Annotated in this window: 20 protein-coding genes; 9 read left to right on the forward strand and 11 right to left on the reverse strand. The window is 58.4% G+C overall.

Going from position 1 to position 21,321, the window contains the following annotated elements; genetic code table 11:
- Positions 1-16 precede the first annotated feature (16 nt).
- The 5 genes from nrfD to A3K90_RS01985 all read left to right on the forward strand — a co-directional run bounded on the left by nrfD (position 17) and on the right by A3K90_RS01985 (position 5,407).
- Positions 17-1,192 (forward strand): NrfD/PsrC family molybdoenzyme membrane anchor subunit, encoded by a 1,176-nt coding sequence (gene nrfD, locus A3K90_RS01965; RefSeq protein ID WP_303680912.1) that lies wholly within the window; start codon positions 17-19, stop codon positions 1,190-1,192.
- On the forward strand, positions 1,189-1,656 hold the full coding sequence (locus A3K90_RS01970) for a bifunctional precorrin-2 dehydrogenase/sirohydrochlorin ferrochelatase (RefSeq protein WP_303680913.1): 468 nt from the start codon (positions 1,189-1,191) through the stop codon (positions 1,654-1,656). Before nrfD ends, A3K90_RS01970 begins: the two co-directional genes overlap by 4 nt.
- 11 nt (positions 1,657-1,667) lie before the next feature.
- Positions 1,668-3,035, forward strand: a complete 1,368-nt coding sequence (gene cobA, locus A3K90_RS01975; protein ID WP_303680914.1) for a uroporphyrinogen-III C-methyltransferase — start codon at positions 1,668-1,670, stop codon at positions 3,033-3,035.
- Positions 3,036-3,423: 388 nt separating this feature from the next.
- On the forward strand, positions 3,424-4,125 hold the full coding sequence (locus A3K90_RS01980) for a uridine kinase (RefSeq protein WP_303680915.1): 702 nt from the start codon (positions 3,424-3,426) through the stop codon (positions 4,123-4,125).
- Positions 4,112-5,407: an MFS transporter gene (locus tag A3K90_RS01985; protein ID WP_303680916.1), complete on the forward strand. Its 1,296-nt coding sequence runs from the start codon at positions 4,112-4,114 to the stop codon at positions 5,405-5,407. Before A3K90_RS01980 ends, A3K90_RS01985 begins: the two co-directional genes overlap by 14 nt.
- 43 nt (positions 5,408-5,450) lie before the next feature.
- Here the strand turns inward: A3K90_RS01985 and A3K90_RS01990 are convergent, their stop codons facing one another.
- The 4 genes from A3K90_RS01990 to A3K90_RS02005 are packed head-to-tail and all read right to left on the reverse strand — an operon-like array spanning position 5,451 to position 9,892.
- Entirely contained in the window at positions 5,451-7,070 is a 1,620-nt protein-coding gene (locus tag A3K90_RS01990) for a DHA2 family efflux MFS transporter permease subunit (RefSeq protein ID WP_303680917.1), read from the reverse strand.
- 11 nt (positions 7,071-7,081) lie between these two features.
- Complete coding sequence (locus tag A3K90_RS01995) at positions 7,082-8,080, reverse strand: HlyD family secretion protein (RefSeq protein WP_303680918.1); 999 nt, start codon at positions 8,078-8,080, stop codon at positions 7,082-7,084.
- A gap of 7 nt (positions 8,081-8,087) precedes the next feature.
- The gene (locus A3K90_RS02000) at positions 8,088-8,561 is read right to left on the reverse strand and encodes a universal stress protein (RefSeq protein WP_303680919.1); all 474 of its coding nucleotides are present in this window, start codon (positions 8,559-8,561) and stop codon (positions 8,088-8,090) included.
- Positions 8,558-9,892 carry a TolC family protein gene (locus A3K90_RS02005; RefSeq protein ID WP_303680920.1) on the reverse strand — a complete coding sequence of 445 codons (1,335 nt, stop codon included), beginning with the start codon at positions 9,890-9,892 and terminating at the stop codon, positions 8,558-8,560. Before A3K90_RS02005 ends, A3K90_RS02000 begins: the two co-directional genes overlap by 4 nt.
- A 248-nt stretch (positions 9,893-10,140) precedes the next feature.
- Between A3K90_RS02005 and A3K90_RS02010 the strand changes: the two genes are divergently transcribed.
- Together A3K90_RS02010 and A3K90_RS02015 are read left to right on the forward strand one after the other, a co-directional pair.
- On the forward strand, positions 10,141-12,204 hold the full coding sequence (locus A3K90_RS02010; protein WP_303680921.1) for a sigma 54-interacting transcriptional regulator: 2,064 nt from the start codon (positions 10,141-10,143) through the stop codon (positions 12,202-12,204).
- A 119-nt stretch (positions 12,205-12,323) separates the two neighbouring features.
- The gene (locus tag A3K90_RS02015) at positions 12,324-13,130 is read left to right on the forward strand and encodes a DUF4412 domain-containing protein (RefSeq protein ID WP_303680922.1); all 807 of its coding nucleotides are present in this window, start codon (positions 12,324-12,326) and stop codon (positions 13,128-13,130) included.
- Between the two features lie 3 nt (positions 13,131-13,133).
- On the opposite strand, the gene A3K90_RS02020 is transcribed toward A3K90_RS02015, so the two are convergent.
- On the reverse strand, positions 13,134-14,018 hold the full coding sequence (locus tag A3K90_RS02020; RefSeq protein WP_303680923.1) for an SDR family oxidoreductase: 885 nt from the start codon (positions 14,016-14,018) through the stop codon (positions 13,134-13,136).
- Between the two features lie 87 nt (positions 14,019-14,105).
- Between A3K90_RS02020 and A3K90_RS02025 the strand changes: the two genes are divergently transcribed.
- Entirely contained in the window at positions 14,106-14,627 is a 522-nt protein-coding gene (locus A3K90_RS02025) for a hypothetical protein (RefSeq protein WP_303680924.1), read from the forward strand.
- Between the two features lie 19 nt (positions 14,628-14,646).
- Here A3K90_RS02025 and A3K90_RS02030 read toward each other — a convergent pair whose 3' ends face one another.
- A complete protein-coding gene (locus tag A3K90_RS02030; RefSeq protein ID WP_303680925.1) occupies positions 14,647-15,084 on the reverse strand; it encodes an arsenate reductase ArsC in 438 nt (145 codons plus the stop codon).
- A gap of 331 nt (positions 15,085-15,415) precedes the next feature.
- Between A3K90_RS02030 and A3K90_RS02035 the strand changes: the two genes are divergently transcribed.
- Complete coding sequence (locus tag A3K90_RS02035; RefSeq protein ID WP_303680926.1) at positions 15,416-15,883, forward strand: hypothetical protein; 468 nt, start codon at positions 15,416-15,418, stop codon at positions 15,881-15,883.
- 22 nt (positions 15,884-15,905) lie between these two features.
- Here the strand turns inward: A3K90_RS02035 and A3K90_RS02040 are convergent, their stop codons facing one another.
- From A3K90_RS02040 to A3K90_RS02060, 5 genes are read right to left on the reverse strand one after another with little or no spacing between them, the layout of a single operon-like run.
- The gene (locus A3K90_RS02040) at positions 15,906-17,099 is read right to left on the reverse strand and encodes a PLP-dependent aminotransferase family protein (protein WP_303680927.1); all 1,194 of its coding nucleotides are present in this window, start codon (positions 17,097-17,099) and stop codon (positions 15,906-15,908) included.
- 16 nt (positions 17,100-17,115) lie between these two features.
- A complete protein-coding gene (locus A3K90_RS02045; protein WP_303680928.1) occupies positions 17,116-17,544 on the reverse strand; it encodes an ACT domain-containing protein in 429 nt (142 codons plus the stop codon).
- Positions 17,545-17,561: 17 nt separating this feature from the next.
- A complete protein-coding gene (locus A3K90_RS02050; RefSeq protein WP_303680929.1) occupies positions 17,562-18,860 on the reverse strand; it encodes a phenylacetate--CoA ligase family protein in 1,299 nt (432 codons plus the stop codon).
- Positions 18,857-19,474, reverse strand: coding sequence for an indolepyruvate oxidoreductase subunit beta (locus A3K90_RS02055; protein WP_303680930.1), 618 nt, complete (start codon positions 19,472-19,474; stop codon positions 18,857-18,859). Before A3K90_RS02055 ends, A3K90_RS02050 begins: the two co-directional genes overlap by 4 nt.
- Complete coding sequence (locus tag A3K90_RS02060) at positions 19,471-21,069, reverse strand: thiamine pyrophosphate-dependent enzyme (protein ID WP_303680931.1); 1,599 nt, start codon at positions 21,067-21,069, stop codon at positions 19,471-19,473. Before A3K90_RS02060 ends, A3K90_RS02055 begins: the two co-directional genes overlap by 4 nt.
- Positions 21,070-21,321: the final 252 nt, after the last annotated feature.

Here is a 21,321-nt window from a genome sequence, read left to right on the forward strand (position 1 = left end):
TCAGGAAAAATCAGCCATGTTCGAAAAAGCACTCAAAGGGAACGCCGCGTACTGGACCTGGATCACCTTTCTCGCTGTTCTGGCGGGAGCGGGCATCCATGGCTACCGGATACAGAGCGAAGAAGGGCTCGCTTCCACCGGCATGGGCGTCGGTGCGGTCTGGGGTATTTACAACGCGCAGCTGCCATTCCTTGCGGGTCTTGCCGCATCGGCGCTTTTCATCCTTGTTCCCGAGCGTCTCATGAAGCGCAGTGAACTGTCTGCCGCAGCTCCGCTCTCGGCATTCCTTGCTGCAGTAGCCGCAGCCATGAGTCTGCTGTTCATCGCAGCAGGGCTCGGCATGCCTTCGCGCATTCCGGGCCTCTTCATGAACATGTCGCCCTCTGCACCCGCCTCATGGCATGCTCCGGCCCTCATGGCTTATCTTGTCCTATCGCTCAGTGCAGGATGGGCGCTTCTTGCCTCACGAAAGAAAGGCACCACTCCGCCACGCTGGCTTCGTGCGGTCGTCATGCTTGCCGTGCCGGTCGGGTTCGCACTTCCGGTCATCGCCGCTTTCATGCTCGCCGTTATGCCGACCTACGGACTCTGGACGAGCGCCATGCTCGCACCGAGGATCCTGGTTTCGGGCCTCGCCGCCGGCATGGGGCTCCTCATGTTCATGGTGGTAGCCATGCGCCGTTCCGCGGGTCCCGATGAAGGCAAAGAGCTGGTGGAGCGTCTTGCCGGCTACACCGCTCTTGCTGGCCTGGCCTCGCTGTTCTTCATAGGCCTTGATGCCGGCACCGCGTTTCTCGGGAACCTGCCTTCGGAAACCTACGCCCTTCGTCTGCTTTACAGCGACATGGCGCGTGAGGCGCTGCCCGCTGCATATGCTCCGTTTTCATTGCTTCCCTCCGTGCTGCTTGTTGCCGGGGCGGTCTCGGTCGCACTGCTTCTGCTGCCGGTGGTCCGGAGGACGGGCGGCATGCTCGCTGCCGCTGCAGGCCTCCTGATCGCCATTTCTGCATGGTTCGACCGCGGACCCGGCCTGATCCTTGCAGGCCAGGCTTCGCCGGACGGCGGAACGGTCTACGCGCCCGCAATGCCGGACATGCTCGTCACAATTGGTATCTGGGCAGGCGGAGCACTTCTCTTGACCGCCCTGCTCAAGGTCACCATATCCGTCCGCAGGTCAAGGGAGGCACTGTGAGCACCTTCATTCCTATCAACCTCCGCATCGACGGGCGCAGGATCCTCTTCATCGGCGGAGGGGCGCTGGCCATGCATAAATTGCAGTCGGTCCTGCTCTTCACCGGCGACGTCACTGTCCTGGCGCCTGATATCAGCATGGAGATCCTGTCAACGGGTATCCATCAGCTCAAGAAATCATACGAGCCCTCTGATCTCGATGGATTTTTTCTCATATATGCATGCTCCGAGGACGACCGACTCAATCACCGGGTCCTCGACGATGCGCAAGAGAAGGGTATTCTCTGCAACATTGTCGACAATCGTCGGGATTCTGATTTCATCTCTCCAGCGCTGTTCCGCCACGACGGAATGACGGTCGCCGTCTCCTCCGACGGCAGGAATGCCCGCCGTTCGGTCGAGTGGCGCAACGCAATCAAGGACCTCTTTCTCGGCAACGCACACCACCCAGCAAGCAACATCTGAAGTACCCCGACATGAAAAAAAACAACCAGCAGGAAAAGGGATATGTCTATATCATCGGCGCCGGTCCCGGCGACCCCGACCTCCTTACCCTCAAAGCCGAGCGTGCCCTGCATGCATCCGACGTTATCCTCTACGATGATCTGGTCACGAGTGCCCTCGTCGACCGGTTTGAGGGGTTGAAGATCTATACCGGCAAGCGAAAGGACAGCCACCACTTCGAGCAGGATGCCATCAATGAGGAGATCGTCCGCCACGCGCTTCGTGGTAAGACTGTCGCCCGTCTTAAGGGAGGCGATCCGTTTGTTTTCGGCCGCGGGGGTGAGGAAATCGATGTCCTCCGTCAGCACCGCATAGACTACGAAATCATCCCCGGCATCACGGCCGCGCACGGGGCGAGTTCCTACAGCGAAATCCCGCTCACCATGCGGAAGGTATCCTCTTCTGTGGCCTTCTGCACCGGCCATCCCATCAACAAGATCCAGGCGCCCGATGCCGACACGCTGGTCTACTACATGGTGGCATCGTCCGTTCACGCAGTGCTTGAGGCGGTCCTGAAAAAAGGGAGAAGCGAGTCGACGAAGGTGGCTATCGTCCAGAACGCCACCCGCTACAACCAGCAGGTCTTTACCGGTACCATCGGCGAGTTCCTGCGGCGCGACAGGGTTGCATATTCTCCTGCCTTGCTCATCATCGGTGAGAACATCAATCATTTCATCGAGGAGAACTGGTTCTCCCGAAAGAAGAAAGTACTGACGGTCGGCGGTGAGCCAACCCACTTCAGCAACCGTGACTATGTAAGGGTGAACTTTCCCTGCCGGAGAGAGGAGGCTGCGGAGCGCAGCGTGCTCGAGGAATGTTTCAATACTATCGGCGACTGGCCGGTCGTGTTCTTCCCGAACCGCTTTGCTGTCAAGTACTTTTTCAGTTACCTGATGGAGTTCGGCCGCGATGTTCGCCACCTGTCGGGTGCCCGCATCTGCACCCTCGGCCGGCCGGCGGCTACCGAGCTGCAGAAGTACGGCATACTCAGCGACTTCGAGCTTGAGCCAGAAAGTCCGTCAGCCATTGCCGGCATGCTGAAGGACGGAGGCATCAGCGCCCAAAAGGTCCTATTGCCCGGCTCTAACCTTGTTGACAGCTACCTTGTCAACGCTCTTGAGGAAGAGGGCAACACCGTCACCCCGCTTTCCGTCTACCTGCATGGCAAGCATGAGCAGGAGGAGAGCATCGATCTCGACTTCATCGATGAAATCTGGTTTTCCTCGCCCTCCTGCGTGAAGAACTTCAGCGCCCTCTACCGGAGCATCCCGGAGCGGATCACGGTGACGACGGCTGACGGGGAAACCGCAGCGGAATACGCCCGCCTGTTTGGCAGCTGAACCTGTAAACCAAAACAGAACAAAGGATCCCTTCCCGATGGCACCTGAACATGCTTCAGCTCTCTTTCACCGATGCAACAGCAACCGAAATGAGGATGCGGGTCGGGAGCGTGCTAAGAGTCGCGATGCTGAGCCTTCGGTCTCGGACTCATGCGGCGGGGACGGATGCCGGTCATGCGAGGTGACTGGCCCGGACCGGGGGCAGGGCATTGGGAATGAGCGGGGCAGAGGGGGCGATGCCGGGGAGCATTAGCCGCCCCACCGGTATGCATTTTCCCGCTAAAACGCTTATATTCCCCCTGTCAGCGGGGCTCCCCGTGCCCGTTCCTATCACGCTGCAGGGGATATGACCTCCCCCGCATTACCTTCGAATAAAACGTTTTGCACTATGCTGGGTGATGTCCTCCTCATACGCGAGCATCATATCGCGGCCGCCGCAGTCATTGCCGGTCGGGTGCTTGCCGACATGCAGAAGCTTCGCCATGAACATCCCGGCCATAAGTACATTGTGGCTATTTCAGGAGAGTCCGGCAGCGGCAAGAGCGAACTCTCGCATGCCCTCGCCCAGAACCTCAAGAAGGTCGGAGCACAGCCAAAAATCCTCCATACCGACAACTATTACCGGATAGCGCCTTCCGAGCGTCTCGCGGCCCGTATCGCCGACAATTTCGAGCATGTCGGAGTTAGCGAATATGACTGGGATCTCCTGAAAAGCAACATCGGGGACTTCCGCACCGGGCGCATGTCGCTCATGCCCTGCATCGACATCGTCAGCGGCCAGCTCGACCGGCTCATCACCGACTTCAGCAAGGTTGACGTGCTCGTCGTCGACGGCCTCTACGCCCTTGGCATCAAGGATGCCGACCTCTGCATATACATCGATCTTACCTGGCGTGAAACCCGCAAGAACCAGGACCTGCGCGGTAAGGAGAGCAATGACCTGTACCGCCTTAAAGTGCTTGAAAAAGAGCATGAGGACGTGCTTGCCTTCCGCTACCGTGCCGATCTCATTATCGATCATGACTATCATGTGAATGAAGCTCCGGATCCCGACGACGCTGCGGCAGAGGGTGATTATGCAGGGAACTAGCAATCTCCTTCGGCCCGGTGGGACCCGCTCCATCAAAGCATCCCTTCTCTCGGCATTTCCCGCCTTTCAGAGTCCGAACTTCCGCAGTTACTTCCCCGGCCAAGTGGTCTCCATGGTCGGCACCTGGATCCAGATGGTCGCCCAGGGCTGGCTGGTGCTGGAGCTCACCGGTTCGGCATTCGACGTGGGTCTTGCGGCCGCCGCATCGACTCTTCCGACGCTCTTTTTATCGCTCATCGGCGGCGTCATCGTCGACCGATACCCCCGCCGCACCATCATTCTCTGGACCCAGTCGTCATCAATGGTGCTTGCATTCATCCTCGGTATCTTCGCCCTCACCGGCACTGTCACGATGCCCATCATCCTCGTTCTCTCCTTCCTGCTCGGCTGCGTCAATGCCATCAATGTGCCTGCACTTCAGGCGTTCCTCAGCGAAATGGTCGAACGGGAGCATCTCTCATCTGCCATTGCGCTCAACTCCGCCATATATAACGGCTCGAGGGTCATCGGCCCGGCCATAGCGGGGGTGCTCATCGCTGTCGCCGGAACCGGAGCTGCCTTCATGCTCAACGGGTTCAGCTTCTTCGCCGTCCTTTTGTCCCTCTTCATGATTAAAGTCGGGACGCGCAGTCCCTCCCCAACTGAGTCAGGCCACCCCGTCCGTGCCATCACGGACGGGCTCCGTTACTCATGGCACCACCCTCTCATCCGCACCATCGTCATCTTCATTGCCGTCATCTCAATTTTTGGCTGGTCGTACGTTACCATGCTGCCGGTTGTGGCCAAGCGTTCGTTCAATATGGACGCCACCGGTCTCGGGTACCTCTACGGCGTCTCCGGCATAGGGTCCGTCATCGGTACCGTGCTCATCTCCATGTATTCCCGGCGGGTTGATCGACTGGTGTTCATCGCAGGGGGAACCATTCTCTTCGCACTCTCCCTCATCGGATTCACCTACACCCTCTCTCTCCCCCTCGCGCTGTTCTTCCTCTTTCTCTGCGGCTTCGGTCTCGTGGCTGCCGTGGCCACAATGAGCGCTACCATTCAGGGCACGGTAGAGGACCGGTACCGCGGAAGGGTTATGAGTCTCTATATGATGGTTTTCATGGGGTTCATGCCGATAGGCAACCTCCAGGTGGGGTGGCTCTCGGAGCAGTTTGGTACCGGCCCTGCCATCCGGTTCGGATGTCTTGTAACGCTCTTTGCCGCAGTTGTCATAATCTTCTACAGTCGCCGCGTCCGCAGTGATTACCAGCGCTACAGGGAAGAGTCGAAGTTGTGAGGGTTCTGGATGTTTGCCCTGTTTGCCGGACCCTTATGCTTTTTCAGTGAGCTTCCGGGGCATGTCCCTGGTCACCCTTTTTCTCCCTGATGAAGAGCAGGAGGGGTAGACTGCAGAGGAACAAAACGGCTATCAGCATGAAGGCGTCCATGTAGGCAAGGTGGTAGCTCTGGGCCATCACGGTGCCCTCAAGCGCACGGTTGGCAAGGTTCTCGGCATCGGCCGGGGAGAGCGCCGCCCGTGCTCCGGCTGCCTGTTTAATGGCCTCCAGGCGTTCAAGCGCAGCGGAATCATACGCTGACATGTGGCTTGTGAGTTCCACCCGGTGTGCGGCGACCCGCTGTGCCACATAGGTGTTGGTAATGGCGATGCCGAATGACCCTCCGAGCTGGCGGACCATGTTGTTCAGTCCGGTCGCCTGTCCGATGTCGCGCCCGTGCAGGCCGGTGACGGCGAGCATGGTGACTGGAATGAAGATGAATCCGAGCGCCAGGCCGCGCAGCAAAAGCACAGCGAAAAAGTTCTCCGCTCCCGATTGCAGGGTCTGTTGTCCAAGTTCCCAGGAGAACACCATGAAGGCCGCCATGCCGAAAGCCATCATCAGTTTCGCAGATGCGCCTTTCTGCAGGGCAATGCCGAGCGGGAGCGAAATGGCGCCTGTCAGCATGGCGCTTGGGAACAGCACGAGCCCTGTCAGCACCGCGGTGAACCCGAGCAGGCGCTGCACGAACACCGGAAAGACGAACAGCGAGCCGTAGAGGCCGTAGCCGACAATGAAGGTGAGTACGGCGGCGATTGCGAGGTTCTTGCTGCGTGATAGCACACTGAGGTCGACTGCCGGGTGCTCAGTATGCAGCTCCCACCAGACGAATGCCACGAGCGAGGTGAGGGCGATGAGGGTGAACCAGGTGATGTATGGGGTATCGAACCAGTCCTTCGACTGGCCGCGTTCAAGAATGAACTGCAGCGAACCGATGCCGGCGGCGAGCAACCCGATGCCGGTCCAGTCGATCTTCTGTACCTTGTGGCGGACCTTCGGTTCCCTGATGAAGGTGAATGCCGACCATGCGGCAAGAAGGCCTACCGGGATGTTGACGAAAAAGCACCATTCCCAGCTGAAGTAGTCTACAAGGTAGCCGCCAAGCAGCGGGCCGATTGTGGGGCCGAGCACGAGACCCATGGAGAAGATGCCGGTCGCCGCGCCCCGTTCCTCTGGACGGAAGGTTTCATAGAGGATCGCCTGGGAGGTCGGCAGGAGGGCACCTCCGCCGATGCCCTGCAGGAAGCGGAAGAATACCAGTGTCCAGATGTTGTCGGCGATGCCGCAGAGCAGTGACGCCAGGGTGAAGAGCAGGATGGAACCGATGAAATAGGCCCTCCGGCCGAGCAGGTTGCCGAGGAACCCCGAGAGCGGGATGACGATCACGTTGGCGATGGCGTAGCTCGTCACCACCCAGGAAACGTCTTCGATGCTGGCGCCGAGGTTGCCGCTGATGTGGTTGATTGCGACATTGACGATGGTGGTGTCGATCAATTCCAGCATTGCCGCCACAATCACCGTCAGGGTGATGATGGTGCGGCGCAGGCCGGTTTCATAGGTATGCTCCCCTTCGCCTTCCGCCACGGAGGTACTGGCGGATGAATTTACGGTTGCGCTTTTCATCGGCGGGTCCTTTAGTCTACCCGTACGTCGACCACCACGTTCATCCCTGTCGAAAGGGGACGTTCGGGTTTCCGGTCGAAGACGATCTTTACCGGCACCCGCTGGGCCACCTTCACAAAGTTACCGCTGGCGTTATCGGGAGGAAGGAGGGAAAACTTCGCACCGGTCCCTGCTGAAATGGATTCAACCGTTCCCTCATACGTTTCACCCGGGAATGCGTCTACCCGTATCGATACCTTCTGTCCCGGGCGCATCTTTTCCATCTGGGTCTCCTTGAAGTTTGCCACAACCCACAGCCGGCCGCTTCCGACCAGCGCGATGAGATGCTGGCCCGGTTGTACGAACTGTCCCGGCTGGACATTTTTTCTGGAGATATGGCCGTTTGCGGGAGCCTTGATGCTCGTATAGGAGAGCTGAAGTTCAGCGTTTCTGAGTTCCGCCTGACGGAGCTCGACTTGAGCGAGGGCCGCCCTGTACCGGCTTTCGGCTTCTGCGTGCCCGGCCCCTGCGCCCAGCGCCCCTGCGGTCACTGCGTCAAGCTCAGCTTTTGAAATGACGTCCTGCCGCTGCAGATTCCGGCTCCTTAAGAGGTCAGCCTGCAGTTTCTTTTCATCGGCAGATGCTGCCGTGATTGACGCTCTTGCGCCCGCTGCCGCCGCCTCCGCATTTTTCAGTGCGGCTCTGGCTTCGTCGCGGCGGACAACGAAGTCGAGGGAGTCGAGAGCAATGAGCTGCTCACCCTTTTTGACCAACCGGTTGTCCTCGGCCGTGACCTCAAGCACCTTGCCCGGGACTCTTGAGATCACCGGATAGATGTCACCCTCGATTTGTGCATTGTCGGTCTCTTCGTACAGGAATGAATGCTGGATCATCTGTCCGGCCCAGACAAGGCCGATGGTGGCAAGAGCCCCGAGGACTGCCATTTTGACGAGGCCGATCGGGCTCTTTTTCCCTGATGCTGCATCGGGTACTTCCGGTGCAGCCTTCCGTTGCTGTTCTGGCGTTTCCATGTTGGGTTCAAGCGTTGGATGAATGTGGTAGAAACTCCCGCTCCTCACGGCCTGCCATGGGTTCAGCTACGCATTCCGGCATCCTGAGAATGGATACGGGGCAGTGCGCCTGACGGAGGACTGTTTCAGCAGTGCTGCCGACAAGGAGCCGGGGCATGCGGTTCCTCCCGTGCGAACCCATTACGATGAGCTGCGCCTCGTGCTTCCGTGCAAAGTCGATGATCACTTCTGCGGGGGTGCCGTATTCAACAGCGAATCGAACATCCCATCCCGAGCCCGCCAGGAGCTCGGAATATGCGGAAAATCGCGTAAGATGCTTTCTGAGGAACGTTTCGCGGTCTCCTCCGTTGTCTTCGGCTACATGCAGGACCAAGAGTTTTCCATGTTCGGGATGCTGTCCGGCAAGGTACTGCAGGGTATGGTCGGAGTCAGCGGAAAAATCCACGGGACAGAGAACAGTGCTGTTACAGGGTCGATTCATTTGGCTTTGATTGATGGTTCCTGCATCAAAGGCTCTCCAGAGGCCTTTCTGAATGCATACGTGTTCATGACAAAGGTATATCGCGCCTGGAGGTTTCCGAGTTCGGCCTCGGCGAGTGAGGCTTCCGTATCGAGCAGGTCGAGGGTTGTCGCCAGTCCGTTCAGGTGCCTGATTCTGGCGTTTTCAGCCGCGAGCCGGGCCTGCTCTACCTGCAGTGCCGTGGTGGTAATCTTTTCGCGGCTGGTTTTCAGTGCCCTCGAAGCCTGGCGCACCTCGGCACGGACCCGCTGCTCTGCTTCAATCCGGTCCTGTTCGGCTGCCCGCTGCATGGCCAGCGCTTCACGCCGTCCCGCTGCAGTCCTGAAGCCCGTGAAGAGCGGCAGTTCGAGTTGCAGACCTGCGGTGGTACTTGTCCTCATGGTTCCGAGATCCGGGTCATCAGTGTCGGGCAGCCAGCCGTTGCTGCTGCCCCAGGATACGCTGCCGGTGATTTTCGGAAGGCCCTGTCTCTCCGCCAGCGATTTTTTCTCACCGGCGGCACGGGCATTTTCCGTTGCCAGCTTTACTTCCAGTCTGTTCTGGAGCGCCTCGCTTTCGGGTGGCGGGGCCAGGCCCGGTTCCTCTGCCATGCTGAACGATCCCTTGAGTTCAAGTGGCTCGCCATCGGCAATGGCTGCCAGGCGGCGAAGAGAGATCTCCTGGTTGGCCAGTTCGGTTTCAAGGTCAAGTTTCCGGTTTCTTGCCGAGGCCAGGCGCACTTCGGTAGAGAGAACGTCGAAGCGGGTTGCAACTCCTTCGCGGTAACGCTTCATGGTGATGTCGAGATTTTTCTCCAGTGCCGCGATCTCTTTATCCTGTACTCCGACTGCCTCCCGGAGGAAGAGCATATCGTAGAAAATCTGAATGGTCGCCCATGAGAGTTCCCGCTGGGTCAGGGCCAGCCGGTAGCCGGCTGCATTGCGTCCCGAAGTTGCGATATTGACGCTCTTGGCGGTCCTGCCGAAATCAAAGAGCATCATCGATGCGGAGATTCGGGCATCATAGCTGTCGTTCGGCATGAACTGCATGCCGTTCATCTCCGAAACTCTGTCGCGGTAGCCGTAGGTCGCTGTGGCGGCGATCTCGGGAAGCCATCCGCTCCTTTTGGCCTCGACACCCGCATCAGCGGCATTCACTCCCTCCCGGGCGCTCCGCAATGCGGGGCTGTTCTCCTCCATCCGGGAGAGCGCAGAGTGCAGCGTCAGTTCCGCAGCTCCTGCATCCGCGATGAAAGGTAGTGCCGCAGCGGCGGTGACCAGAAGGATGACTGCTGAAGGGAAGATTCTGTTCATGTACGACAATATTGGTTGTTTGTAATGCAGTATATCTGTTGCAATTTCTGTGCCAATGCGACATTTGGTGGATGGATGAGCTAAGGCGTTGTTTTTAAATGGATTAATTATAGGATATTTCTGCTCCGTATTTTGATAAGTCTTGAAAATTCAGAATATTCTGGAAAGAGTGTTCCGGATTCTTCAGAATAACGGCATTCATCCTCAAGTACATGACTGCAGACATTCATCAGAAATCACTTCGGCTGATGCAGTACATCAGTGACGCCGTCGGTACGCTTCGCGACCCGCGTGAGCTCTTCCATACCCTTACTGACAAACTCCGTCTTATCTTCGAGTTCGATTCGGCCGTCATCATTACCCTTGATAAGGATCGCCGCCATGTCAGCGTTTTTTTCGAGATGCTCCGTTTTGAGCTTCCCGAAGGGGCGAAGCGGGAGAAACGTCTGATTGCGGGTTCTTGGTTTGAGCCGTTTCTTGCTGAGCCATCCGTCACCGCGTTCAGCATCGAGAAGGAACTTCAGGCACATGGGGATGAAGCCTTTCCTGTTCTGAAGATTCTTTATGGCCTCGGTATGCGCCAGATTGTGCTATCGCCGCTGCGCAGTGGAGGACGGGTGATCGGGTTTCTGAACTTCGTATCCCGCGAGGAGACCGTCTGGAGTGATGCTGAGCGGGAACTGCTTGCCGGCGTATCCTCTCCCATCGCCATGGCGGTCAGCAATGCGATGGCCTATGAAGAGCTCCGTCAGCGTGAGGCCCAGACAGCCATGCAGCTGGCTGTCAATAACGTCCTCATGACCATACGTGATCGTCGGAAGATGCTTCTTGCCGTCTGCGAGCAGATCAACAAACTTGTTCCTGCCGCGTTTCTCGGCATCAGGGTCTTCGGCGACGATGGTCGGGCGCGCCTGTTCGACAACTTCATGAAGGATGAACATCACCGGTTCATGCCTGTGTCGGTCGAAGAGCGCCTTGAGCTCATAGAGCCGGAGGTGGCGGTGCGTGAAAGTCTTGAGCTCATAGGCCGCCCCGGCGTCTACTCCGGGGAAGCCTTCAGCCGCTTGGCCGAGGAGCACAGCCTCGTGTCTGAAGTGCGCGACAAATACCGGATCAGCACCATCATCAGCGCATCGCTCTGGGACCTGCCCGGCAGCCGTGCGGGAGTAATCATCTCGGGCAGCGAGAGTCCCTTCGGCCAGGAGGATCTGGCGACGGTGGGACTCATCCTCCCCCAGCTATCCCTAGCACTGCAGAACTGGCTCGCGTTCGAGGAGATTGACAAGCTTCGCCGCAAACTTGAAGGTGAACGCACCTACCTCGTCGAGGAGATCAGCGCAGCACACAACTTTGAGGAGATCATCGGGCAGAGCCCGGCACTTGCTGCCGTTCAGCGCCGGGTGAGCCAGGTTGCGCCGACTGACGCCACCGTGCTGATTCAGGGTGAGACCGGCACAGGAAAGGAGCTCTTTGCCCGCGCCATCCATACCCTCTCTCCCCGCCGCAACAGCGTGCTGGTGAAGGTCAACTGCGCAGCCCTCCCCTCTACCCTCATCGAGTCCGAGCTCTTCGGTCATGAAAAAGGCAGCTTTACCGGAGCCGGCGCGCGCCGTATCGGCAAGTTTGAGCTTGCCGATGGAGGCACCATTTTCCTCGACGAGATTGGCGAGCTCTCCCTTGAACTGCAGGCGAAAATGTTGCGGGTCCTCCAGGAGCGCGAACTCGAGCGGGTTGGGGGAGCGAGGGTCATTCCGGTTGATGTCCGTGTCATAGCGGCTACCAATCGGGATCTGCAGAGGGAGGTCGACGAGGGCCGGTTCCGTGAAGATCTCTTTTTCCGCCTGAACGCATTTCCCATTGCACTCCCTCCTCTGCGTGAGCGGCACGGTGACATTCCGACGCTCGTCATGCACTTCGCTGCGAAGTTCGCACGTGAGTTCGGCCGCCCTCTGCGCGCCATACGGGAGAATGATATGCGTGACCTCGGGGGTCGGCCCTGGAAAGGCAATATCCGCGAACTTGCCCATGTCGTCGAACAGGCCGTCATTGTTTCCGAAGGCCCTGCTCTTGACTTTTCCGCAGTGCTCAGCCAGCCGGTCAGTGTCTCATCCTCCACTTCCGGGGAGATTCCGAGCATGGGGATGTTCGAGGAAAATGTTCGCAGGATGGAGCGGCAGCTCATCCTCGATGCCCTCAAGAGTTCCAACGGGAGAGTGAGTGGTAAAGGCGGGGCCGCAGAGCGCCTCGACATGCATCCGAAAACCCTCTACACCCGCATAGAAAAACTCGGCATACAGAAACACCACGCATGAGGATCGAATAGTAGGACCGTCGATGGTGATTTGCTTACATTTATAAGAGATGATGCCGTTGCAGTGCTTCCCCCCATGACCGCGGCAGCGATTTTTAGGGAACAATAATGCACACTGCCATGAAACAAGCCGTCCGTCTGCTCGTTTTCTCCCTTTTTTCCATTTTCCTCTTTTCTGCATGCAAAGGACAGAACCCCCCGGATGAGGGTGGTCTGCCCTACGGTTCCGCTCAACCGTTCGAGGGTGTGATGACAATGAAGACGGTGATTCCCGGCACGGGGACCACAACCACCAGGATTATGGTCGGCCAGGAGGGTATCCGCACTGAAAGCACCGCCAACCTTGCCGGGCTCTCCGGCCGTGTTCCGGTGACCGTGCTGTCCCGGACCAGGGATATGGGTCGAATCTATCTGCTCAATGACGTTGCAAGGACATACATGGTGTTCGACGCCGGAGCGAATGCCGCGACTGGTTCCTCTGCCGGAGAGTCCGAGCCGCTCCGCAACGCCGTGGTGGAGAACCTCGGAGAGGAGATGGTGAACGGCTACCGATGCACCCATGTGCGCATTGCGGAAAAAGAGGGCCCGGGAGTCGTCGAGCTTTGGCTGAACCACGATCTTCTTGGTTACGTGGCATGGACCCGCATGCAGGCCACCAATCGCCAGACCGCTTCGATGCTTGCCGAAAAGCTCAGGAGTGCAGGGCTCGATGGGTTTCCCGTCCGGACCCTTCATCGTCCCTCGGGGGTGGTGACTGATTTAGTAAAGATCGAGCGGATGAAGCCTGATCCTGCACTTTTCAGTGTGCCTGCAGACTACACGAAGGCGGAAATACCCGCCGTTGACCCGAAGATGTTGTCCGACGAGAGCCTCGACAAACTGAAGGGCGCGGCTGAAAAGCTCCAGCGTCAGCTGCAGGGGCGCTGAACTTCAGCCTTGCTTCGATCCAAGTTCCCTATAGAAATCCTTAAGGTGGCGTGTTCCCGTTGCGGGCGCGACATTGTCGATTCTGTTGACGGTGAGGGCGAAGGCCAGGACGTTTGCGACGGATTTATTGACAAAGCCTGCAAGGAACAGTGCCGCCTCGCCGACCCAAACGGGGAGGTGGGTTGTCCATGGCTTTTTGCCCAGGGCCTCAAATGCCATGTCGACGGTTTCCTGAAAGGTGTAGATGTCAGGGCCGCCGATCGGGATTTCCTGTTCTGTTCCTTCAGCTGCATCCACGCAGACCGATGCCAGATCGGCACCGTGAATAGGGTTGATGCGGTTCATGCCTTCGCCGAGGAGGAACATGTGACCGCCCCGGACCATGGAGAAGAACATGCCCATGTCGGAAAAGAAGCCGGTGGGCCGGATGACTGCGTATGGCATGCCGGATGCCTTGAGATCCCTGACAAAGCGTTCATGGGCCTGGACGACTTCAACATCGGCCATGAGCTCTGCATTGAACACCGAGACATAGACGAACTTCCCGACTCCGCATGCCTCTGCGTCCCGAAGCAGTGCGAGGTTCCCAAGGTGGTCAACCGCTTCATTGGTGATATTGTCCTGCGGCTTGGTAAGACCCATGCATGAGAAGACGATATCCACTCCCCGGCAGACGCCCGTCAGGGATGGGGGATTGGTTGCATCACCTTTCACTATTTCGTCGGCAATGCCGGCTATGGCCGGCTCGAGATTAGGCCCCGGGGTCCGGAGGCTGTCGGGGTTGCGTACGAGGGCCCTTACCCGGTAACCCCGTTCAGAAAATTCTTTGACCGCGTACCTTCCGAGGTATCCGGATGCTCCTGCCACGAGGACGGTTTTCTGCTGCATGGGTTGTTGCGGTTCGTGTTGTTATCTTGGCCATATGGTTTTTCATCAGTATAAGAAGTAATGCAAACCCGTCAAACCCTGTCATCCATGTTGCAACTGTCATCGCGAGGAATGAAATGGCTCAAGGGCGTACATCTCATCGCCGTGGCCTGCTGGATAGGCGGCGCAGTATCACTGCTGTCGATGTACTTCCTGAAAGAGGGAGTGAGTGATGGGGGCGTTCTTTACGGTATCAACCGGAGCATCCATCATGTGGATATGTCGATCGTGGTCGTGCCCGGAGCCATTGGCAGCCTCCTGACGGGGCTTTTCTACTCGATGTTCAGCAAGTGGGGCTTTTTGCGGCACCCATGGCTGGTGTTCAAGTGGGTTGTTACGGTCGGGGCCATCCTGTTCGGAACTTTTTTCCTCGGGCCGTGGGAAACCGCCATGATGGATATTTCAGGGCGAATCGGCACCAGTGCACTTCGGGACGCCGGCTACCAATACAACCAGCTGATGAACTTCGTGTTCGGCATTGTGCAGGTAGCCGTGCTGGTTGTGACGGTCTTCGTTTCCGTTTTCAAACCATGGAATCGGAAAAAGGGGATTGATTCAGGCGCAGCCTGAATGCTTCACCCGTCTTTGTTCAGTCTTCATCAATCCAGTCGGCGAGGTTCGCCTGCAGTTCGTCGCGCACGCGCCGAAAGGCTTCGAGGCGTTCTTCTTCGCTCCCTTCTGTTGCGGCGGGATCTTCCATCGGCCAGTAGATGCGGTTTTCCTGCACGGCCATGCCCGGCCAGATCCTCGGGCAGGTATCATTGGCCTTGCTGCAGACGATGAAGAGGTAGTGGATGAAGGTCTTGCCGAGGTAGGTCGCTATGTCTTTCGGGTACTGGCCGCTGATGTCAATGCCGATTTCCTGCATGGCTTTGATGGCAAGAGGATGAACTGCTTCAGCGGGTTGGGTGCCGGCGCTGAGGACCTCGAAGCGGTCGCCTGCCATGTTGCGCAGCAGTCCTTCGGCCATCTGGCTCCGGGCGGTGTTTTCAGTGCAAAGGATGAGAACTGTTTTTTTCTTGTCCATGGTCGTCTGTAAATCGGTTTCTGAAGAAGTGAACAAAAAAAGATACCGTTCCCGTTCAATAAATCGGCTGGTCTTGCAAGGATGTAACAATTGCTCCCGGTTCGAGAGTTGATTTTGCGTAGTTCCGGCTGCTTTCGAATGGGGCTGAGTGCGTAGAATCAATAACAGGCCCCAATCTGCAACTTTTTGAACGCAGTGGCGGGTTTCCGGACTATATCTGTTCCTTTCCAGTTAATTCTCCTCCCATACGGATCGGCCCCTTGTGTTTTTCTGGAATGCAGTGCCGGTGATGATTGTCATGTCAACGAAGAAACCATGGAGGAGATGCGCTATGAAGAAGATGGGATTGGTGATCGCTGCAGTCGTGATGATGCTGTTTGTCTGGAAAAGCGGCATGGCGGCGGAGCCGGACGTGAGGGTGATGCAGAAAGCGGGGGTCGGCAGCTATCTGGCGGACGCTGAAGGAATGACCTTGTACTGGTACAAAAACGATTCCAAGGGAAGGAGTACCTGCATGGGTGCATGCATTGACAGGTGGCCGGCTTTTTTTACCGGGGCGGTGCTAAGTGCGGCTCCGTCAATGACGCAGGCTGATTTCGGTACCATTCGGCGGTCTGAGGGAAAAATGCAGAACACCTTCCGGGGTATGCCGCTCTATTACTATGCAATGGACCGCAAACCGGGGGATACGATGGGTCACAAAATGAACAACCTCTGGTTTGTGATTGACCCTCTGAAGTTCGTGGCACCAGAAAAACAGTTGTACGGCAACTCGAAGCCTGCCGAGGGGAAAGAGTAGGGTTTGCTGCTCGCCCGTGTTGTTACCTGCAGCAGTCGCGGATGGCTTTTGCGATGATGGGGACTCCCCGCTCGATCTCTCGAGGGTTGTTGTTGCAGTAGGAGAGCCGCATGGTGTTTCTGCGCGTGCCATCGGGGTCGAAGGTGCTGCCGGTGACGAAGACGGCTCCTGCCTCGATTGCTTTGTTGAGAACATCCGCGGCATCGATTTCTTCGGGCAGGGTGAGCCAGATATAGAACCCTCCACGCGGTTCGCTCCACCCTACATAGTCCGGCAGGTGCTCCCGAAGTGCCGCAGTCATCAGGGCTGCGCGCTCGAGGTATGCTTTGCGAACCGTTTCTATATAACCTTTCAAGATGCCGGAGCGGATGGCGGCATCGGCGATGACCTGGGTGAAACTCGGCGAGCAGGCATCGGCGGACTGCTTCAGGAGTTCGCATTTTTCATAAATCGGTTCAGGGGCGAGAAGCCAGCCGAGGCGGAGGCCGGGCCCGAGGATCTTGGAAAAAGAACCGGTGTAGCAGACATCGACTCCGTCAGGATTGATGGCTTTTATGGGCACGAGGCGCGCCCGGTCCTCTTCATGGAACCACAGGTCGCCGTATGCGTCGTCTTCAATGAGGGGAATTCCCGTTCCCTGCAGGAGTTTGATGAGTTCCAGTTTACGCTTTTCACTGTAGAGGATGCCTGCCGGGTTGTGGAAGTATGGGGTGGCATAGAGGAATTTCGGGCTAGGGCTCTGCTCTGTTTCCTCTCCCAGGGTTCTGATGTCGATGCCGTCGCAGTCCACCGGGATGCTCCGGACGATGGCCCCGGCGGCTCGGAACGCGGCTATGGCTCCGATGAAACAGGGGTATTCGGCAAGCACCCGGTCTCCGGGGTCGATGAAGGCCTTGGCAAGGAGGTTGAGCGCCTGCTGGGAGCCGGTGGTGATGAGGAGCCGGTTGCTTTTGACCGGCAGGCCTTTCTCGTCCAGCCAGCCTGTGAGCGATTCCTGCAGCATTGGGAGCCCCTCTGTGGGGCCGTATTGGAATGCGGCGCGTTTGGTTTTGTCGTCAAGCCGCATGAAGAGTTCTTCAACCTCCTTGACCGGGAACAGGTCATTTGCGGGCATGCCCCCGGCGAAAGATATGATGTCGGGCCGCGAGGCCAGACTCATGAGATCCCGTATCGCCGAGGAACGGAGGGCGGAGACGCTTTTTGAGAATGTTGCCATGCTGTGTTCTTTCTTTTCAGATCTGGTAGATGTCGCCGGCCTGGACAAGTTCGAGCCGGTGCTGGCTGAGCACCCGGATGGCCGCCTGCGGTACGGCGGTGCGGATGACCACCGTTGCACGGCCTTCGGCCGAGGAGAAGGCGTACATATAGTCGATGGCAATGTCGTTTTCCGAGAGGATCCCGAGAGCGTGGTGGAGGCTGCCGGGTTTGTCGGGGACGATGAGGCAGATGACGTCGGTGACCTTGACGGCGAATCCTTTCTGACGGAGCACGTGTTCGGCCAGCTCGGGTTTACCGACGATCATGCGCAGTATGCCGAAGTCGGTGGAGTCGGCAATGCTGAATGCCGAGATGTTGATTCCGTTTTCGGACAGGATTCCGGTGAGTTCGGTTAGCCGGCCTGTGCGGTTTTCAAGAAAGACCGAGAGTTGACGGATGATCATGGTTCCCTTTCCTCCTGTTAGCGTGTTCTGTTGTCTATGACCCGTTTTGCCTTGCCCATGCTGCGTTCGATGGTGCCCGGCTCGACGAGGCGCACGGTGGAGCTGATGCCGAGCATGCTGCCGATTGCGGACTGTATTTTATTTCTGAGACCCTCCAGCTCCTTGACCTCGTCGGAGAAGAACGATTCGTCGACCTCCACCTGGATTTCGAGGGAGTCGAGGTTGTGCCTGCGCTCGACGGTGAGCAGGTAATGGGGTCTGGTCTCACTCATCTCAAGCAGAACCGCTTCCACCTGGGATGGGAAGACGTTGACACCGCGGATGATGAGCATGTCGTCGGTACGGCCGACGCATTTTTCCATCCGGACGAGGGTTCTGCCGCACTGACAGCGTTCGGCGTGCAGGCGCGTGAGGTCGCGGGTGCGGTAGCGGATGAGCGGCATGGCTTCCTTCGTCGCAGGAGTGAAGACGAGTTCACCAAGCTCCCCATAGGGAAGAACTTCCCCGGTGTCGGGGTTGATGATTTCGGGGATGAAGTGGTCTTCGAAGATGTGCATGCCTGTCTGGCACCGGCACTCCATCGAGACGCCGGGGCCGATGATTTCGCTGAGGCCGTAGATGTCGTAAGCCTTGATGCCGAGCAGGCGTTCGATTTCAGTGCGCATCCCTTCAGTCCAGGGCTCTGCGCCGAAGATGCCGGCTTTCAGCTTGATGTTTTCTTTTTGGATCTTCTCCTCAATGATGGCTTCGCCGAGGAACGCTGCGTAGGAAGGGGTACAGGCAAGCACGGTGGATCCGAAGTCCTCCATCAGCTGGAGCTGTTTTTTTGTGTTGCCGCCCGAGATTGGAATGACCGAGGCCCCGACGGTCTCGGCGCCGTAATGGAGGCCGAGGCCTCCGGTGAAGAGTCCGTAGCCGTAGGCGACCTGAATGATGTCGGATTGGGTTACGCCGGCCATGGTGAGCGAGCGGGCAACCACTTCGCTCCACATCGCGATGTCGTTCTTCGTGTAGCCGACCACTGTCGGCTTTCCTGTGGTGCCGCTGGAGGCGTGCAGGCGAACGATTCCCTCCTGCGGGACGGTGAAGAGCCCGAACGGGTAATTATCACGCAGGTCCTGCTTGGTGGTGAACGGGAGCTTCGGAAGGTCGTCCATGCTCCGTATGTCGCCCGGTTCAATGCCGAGCTCCTGCAGCCGCTGGCGGTAGAAGGGTACGGTGTTCCACACCCGCGATACCATTGCTGAGAGGCGCTCGCCCTGAATTTTGCGGAGCTCTTCACGCTCCATGCATTCATACTGCCTGTTCCAGATCATGTCATGGCGTTAGTTGGGGGCCCCTCAGGGGAGGCGGCCTGTTGCTGTGATGCTGCGAGCCCTTTACGGAAGGCCCGGATGTTAATGGCCGCGATGTCGGCTCCTTTCCTTTCAAAGAGTTCGCTGATGCCGGCTTCGAGGCGCTCCGGCGGGATGCTTATGAAGGGGGCTGCTGCACCGAGCACCACCATGTTCGATGCCCGCCGGCTGCCGCACTCCTCTGCGAGCTGCAATGCATCGATGAGGATCGGTGCTCCGGTTGCGAGCAGTGAGCGCCGTACTGTCTCCATCGGAGGATAGCCTTCCATATTGACGACTGGCTCCATTGCTGTGACGAGGCGCCCTGAAGGTGCGAGCCAGGGTGTTTGGCGCAGTGCTTCGAGTGGTTCAACCGAGATGACGATGTCTGCGGTGCCGCGGGCGATGAGGTCGCTGTGGATTTCGCGGTCGGCTATGCGCAGGTGCGACTCCACGGCCCCGCCCCGCTGGCTCATGCCATGCACTTCAGCCTGGCGGATGTCGAGTCCGCTGTGGAGGGCGGCCAGGTCAATGACGGCTGCAATGCTGAGGATCCCCTGTCCCCCTACGCCGGCAAGGATGATGTTCTGTTTCATGAGTTCCGGTTTCTTTTTGCCGCCTGCTCGACGCACTCCCTGCGGGCGAGGATGACAGAGACGCCCTCATAAGCGATCTCCTCCTTGAGTACGGCGATGTTTTCCTCGAACCGGGGTTTCAGGGGGACGATAGTCCTGAGGTGCCGCGGTTCTACGCCGAGGCCGATGCAGATGGCCTCAAGGCGGCTGCCGGTGGCGGCGGAGTCCTGCCCTCCGGTCATGGCGGTGGTGTCGTTGTCGGTGATGATGATGGTGACGGCCGAGCGCCTGTTCACCGCGTCGAGCAGGCCCGTCATGCCTGAGTGGGTGAAGGTCGAGTCGCCGATGACCGCTACTGCAGGCCGGAGACCGGCTTCAGCGGCTCCTATGGCCATGGTGACCGATGCGCCCATGTCGACGCAGGTATGGATGGCGCTGAAGGGCGGGAGCGCTCCGAGGGTGTAACAGCCGATGTCAGAAAAGACATGCTGGTGCGGGCATTCTGCCATGACGGCATTGAGTGCCAGATAGAGGTCGCGGTGTCCGCATCCCCGGCAAAGTTCGGGTGGTCGAGGTACGACGATTTTTGGGACGGGTGCGGTGGGTGCGGGTTCCAGGCCGAGCGCCCTGGCTATGATGTCGGTATTGAGCTCGCCGGTGCGCGCGAGGGTTCCGTCGAGACGCCCCCGCACCTTGTCGTTGCCGAAGAATCCCCGGAGCAGTTCCTCCATGACCGGATAGCCCTCCTCAGCGACGAGCACGCTGTCGCACTGCTCGAAGAGCTGCTGCGCGGCTCCGTGCGGCAGGGGGTACTGGCCGGTCTTCAATACGGGGAAGTCCATGCCGAAGGTCTCACGAACCTCCATGACGTAGTTGTATGCGATGCCGAACGCGAGCACGCCGGTCGAGGCCGTGCCCTCCACCATGCGGTTCAGCCAGGAACCTTCGGCCAACTGCTCGATATCGCGCTGCAGGCCGATGAGGCGGGCATACTGCTTTCTTGCATTTACCGGCATCAGGACGAACCGTTCGGCAGAAGGAAGCGCACCAGCTTCCGAGAGCGGGCGTTCGGGCTCGGACGGCTTTGGTACCACCCCTGCCCGCGAGTGGGAAAGGCGCGTGGTGAGACGGACCATCACCGGGAGGCTGAGCGATTCGGAGAGCTGAAATGCATGACGGACGCCGTCGTAGAGCTCCTGCTGATTCGAGGGCTCGATGACGGGGATCATGGCGAACTTCCCGTAAACCCGACTATCCTGTTCGTTTTGCGATGAGTGCATGGACGGGTCGTCGGCTATGGCAAGCACCAGGCCTCCCTCGATGCCGGTGAGCGCGGAGTTGATGAAGGCATCGGCGGCGACATTGAGTCCCACGTGCTTCATGCATACCAGCACCCGTTTCCCGGCGTATGACATGCCGAGGGCTTCTTCGTAGGCGGTTTTTTCATTTGCTGACCATGCGGCAAGCACCCCGCGCTTTCGGGCAATGGGTGAATGCTGGATGAATTCAGTGATTTCGGTCGAAGGGGTTCCCGGGTAGGCATAGACTCCGGATATGCCGGCATCGATGGCGCCGAGAGCTGCGGCTTCTGCCCCGAGAAGGAGCTGTTTTTCCATTCGCGGACTGGGTGGTGGTTGTCCCGCTTTGCACCCTGTGCTGAAGGGGGGTTCTGCAAATGAACCAAGATCAGAAATTTTCAACCCAAAATAAAAGAATCGATGGTTATTGCACTCCCCTTGTTGCGAGCTTGCTGCTTGTTTGTAAATGTCGGGGCCTCTCTATATATTCACATAATTATCTGAATATATAACTCTCCGGTTGTTGGGTGATGTTTGAGGGCTGGAGGGAAACTGCAAACGGGCGGGCAT

The sequence above is a fragment of the Pelodictyon luteolum genome (genome assembly GCF_001622165.1).
Taxonomy (GTDB): Bacteria; Bacteroidota; Chlorobiia; order Chlorobiales; family Chlorobiaceae; genus Chlorobium; species Chlorobium luteolum_B.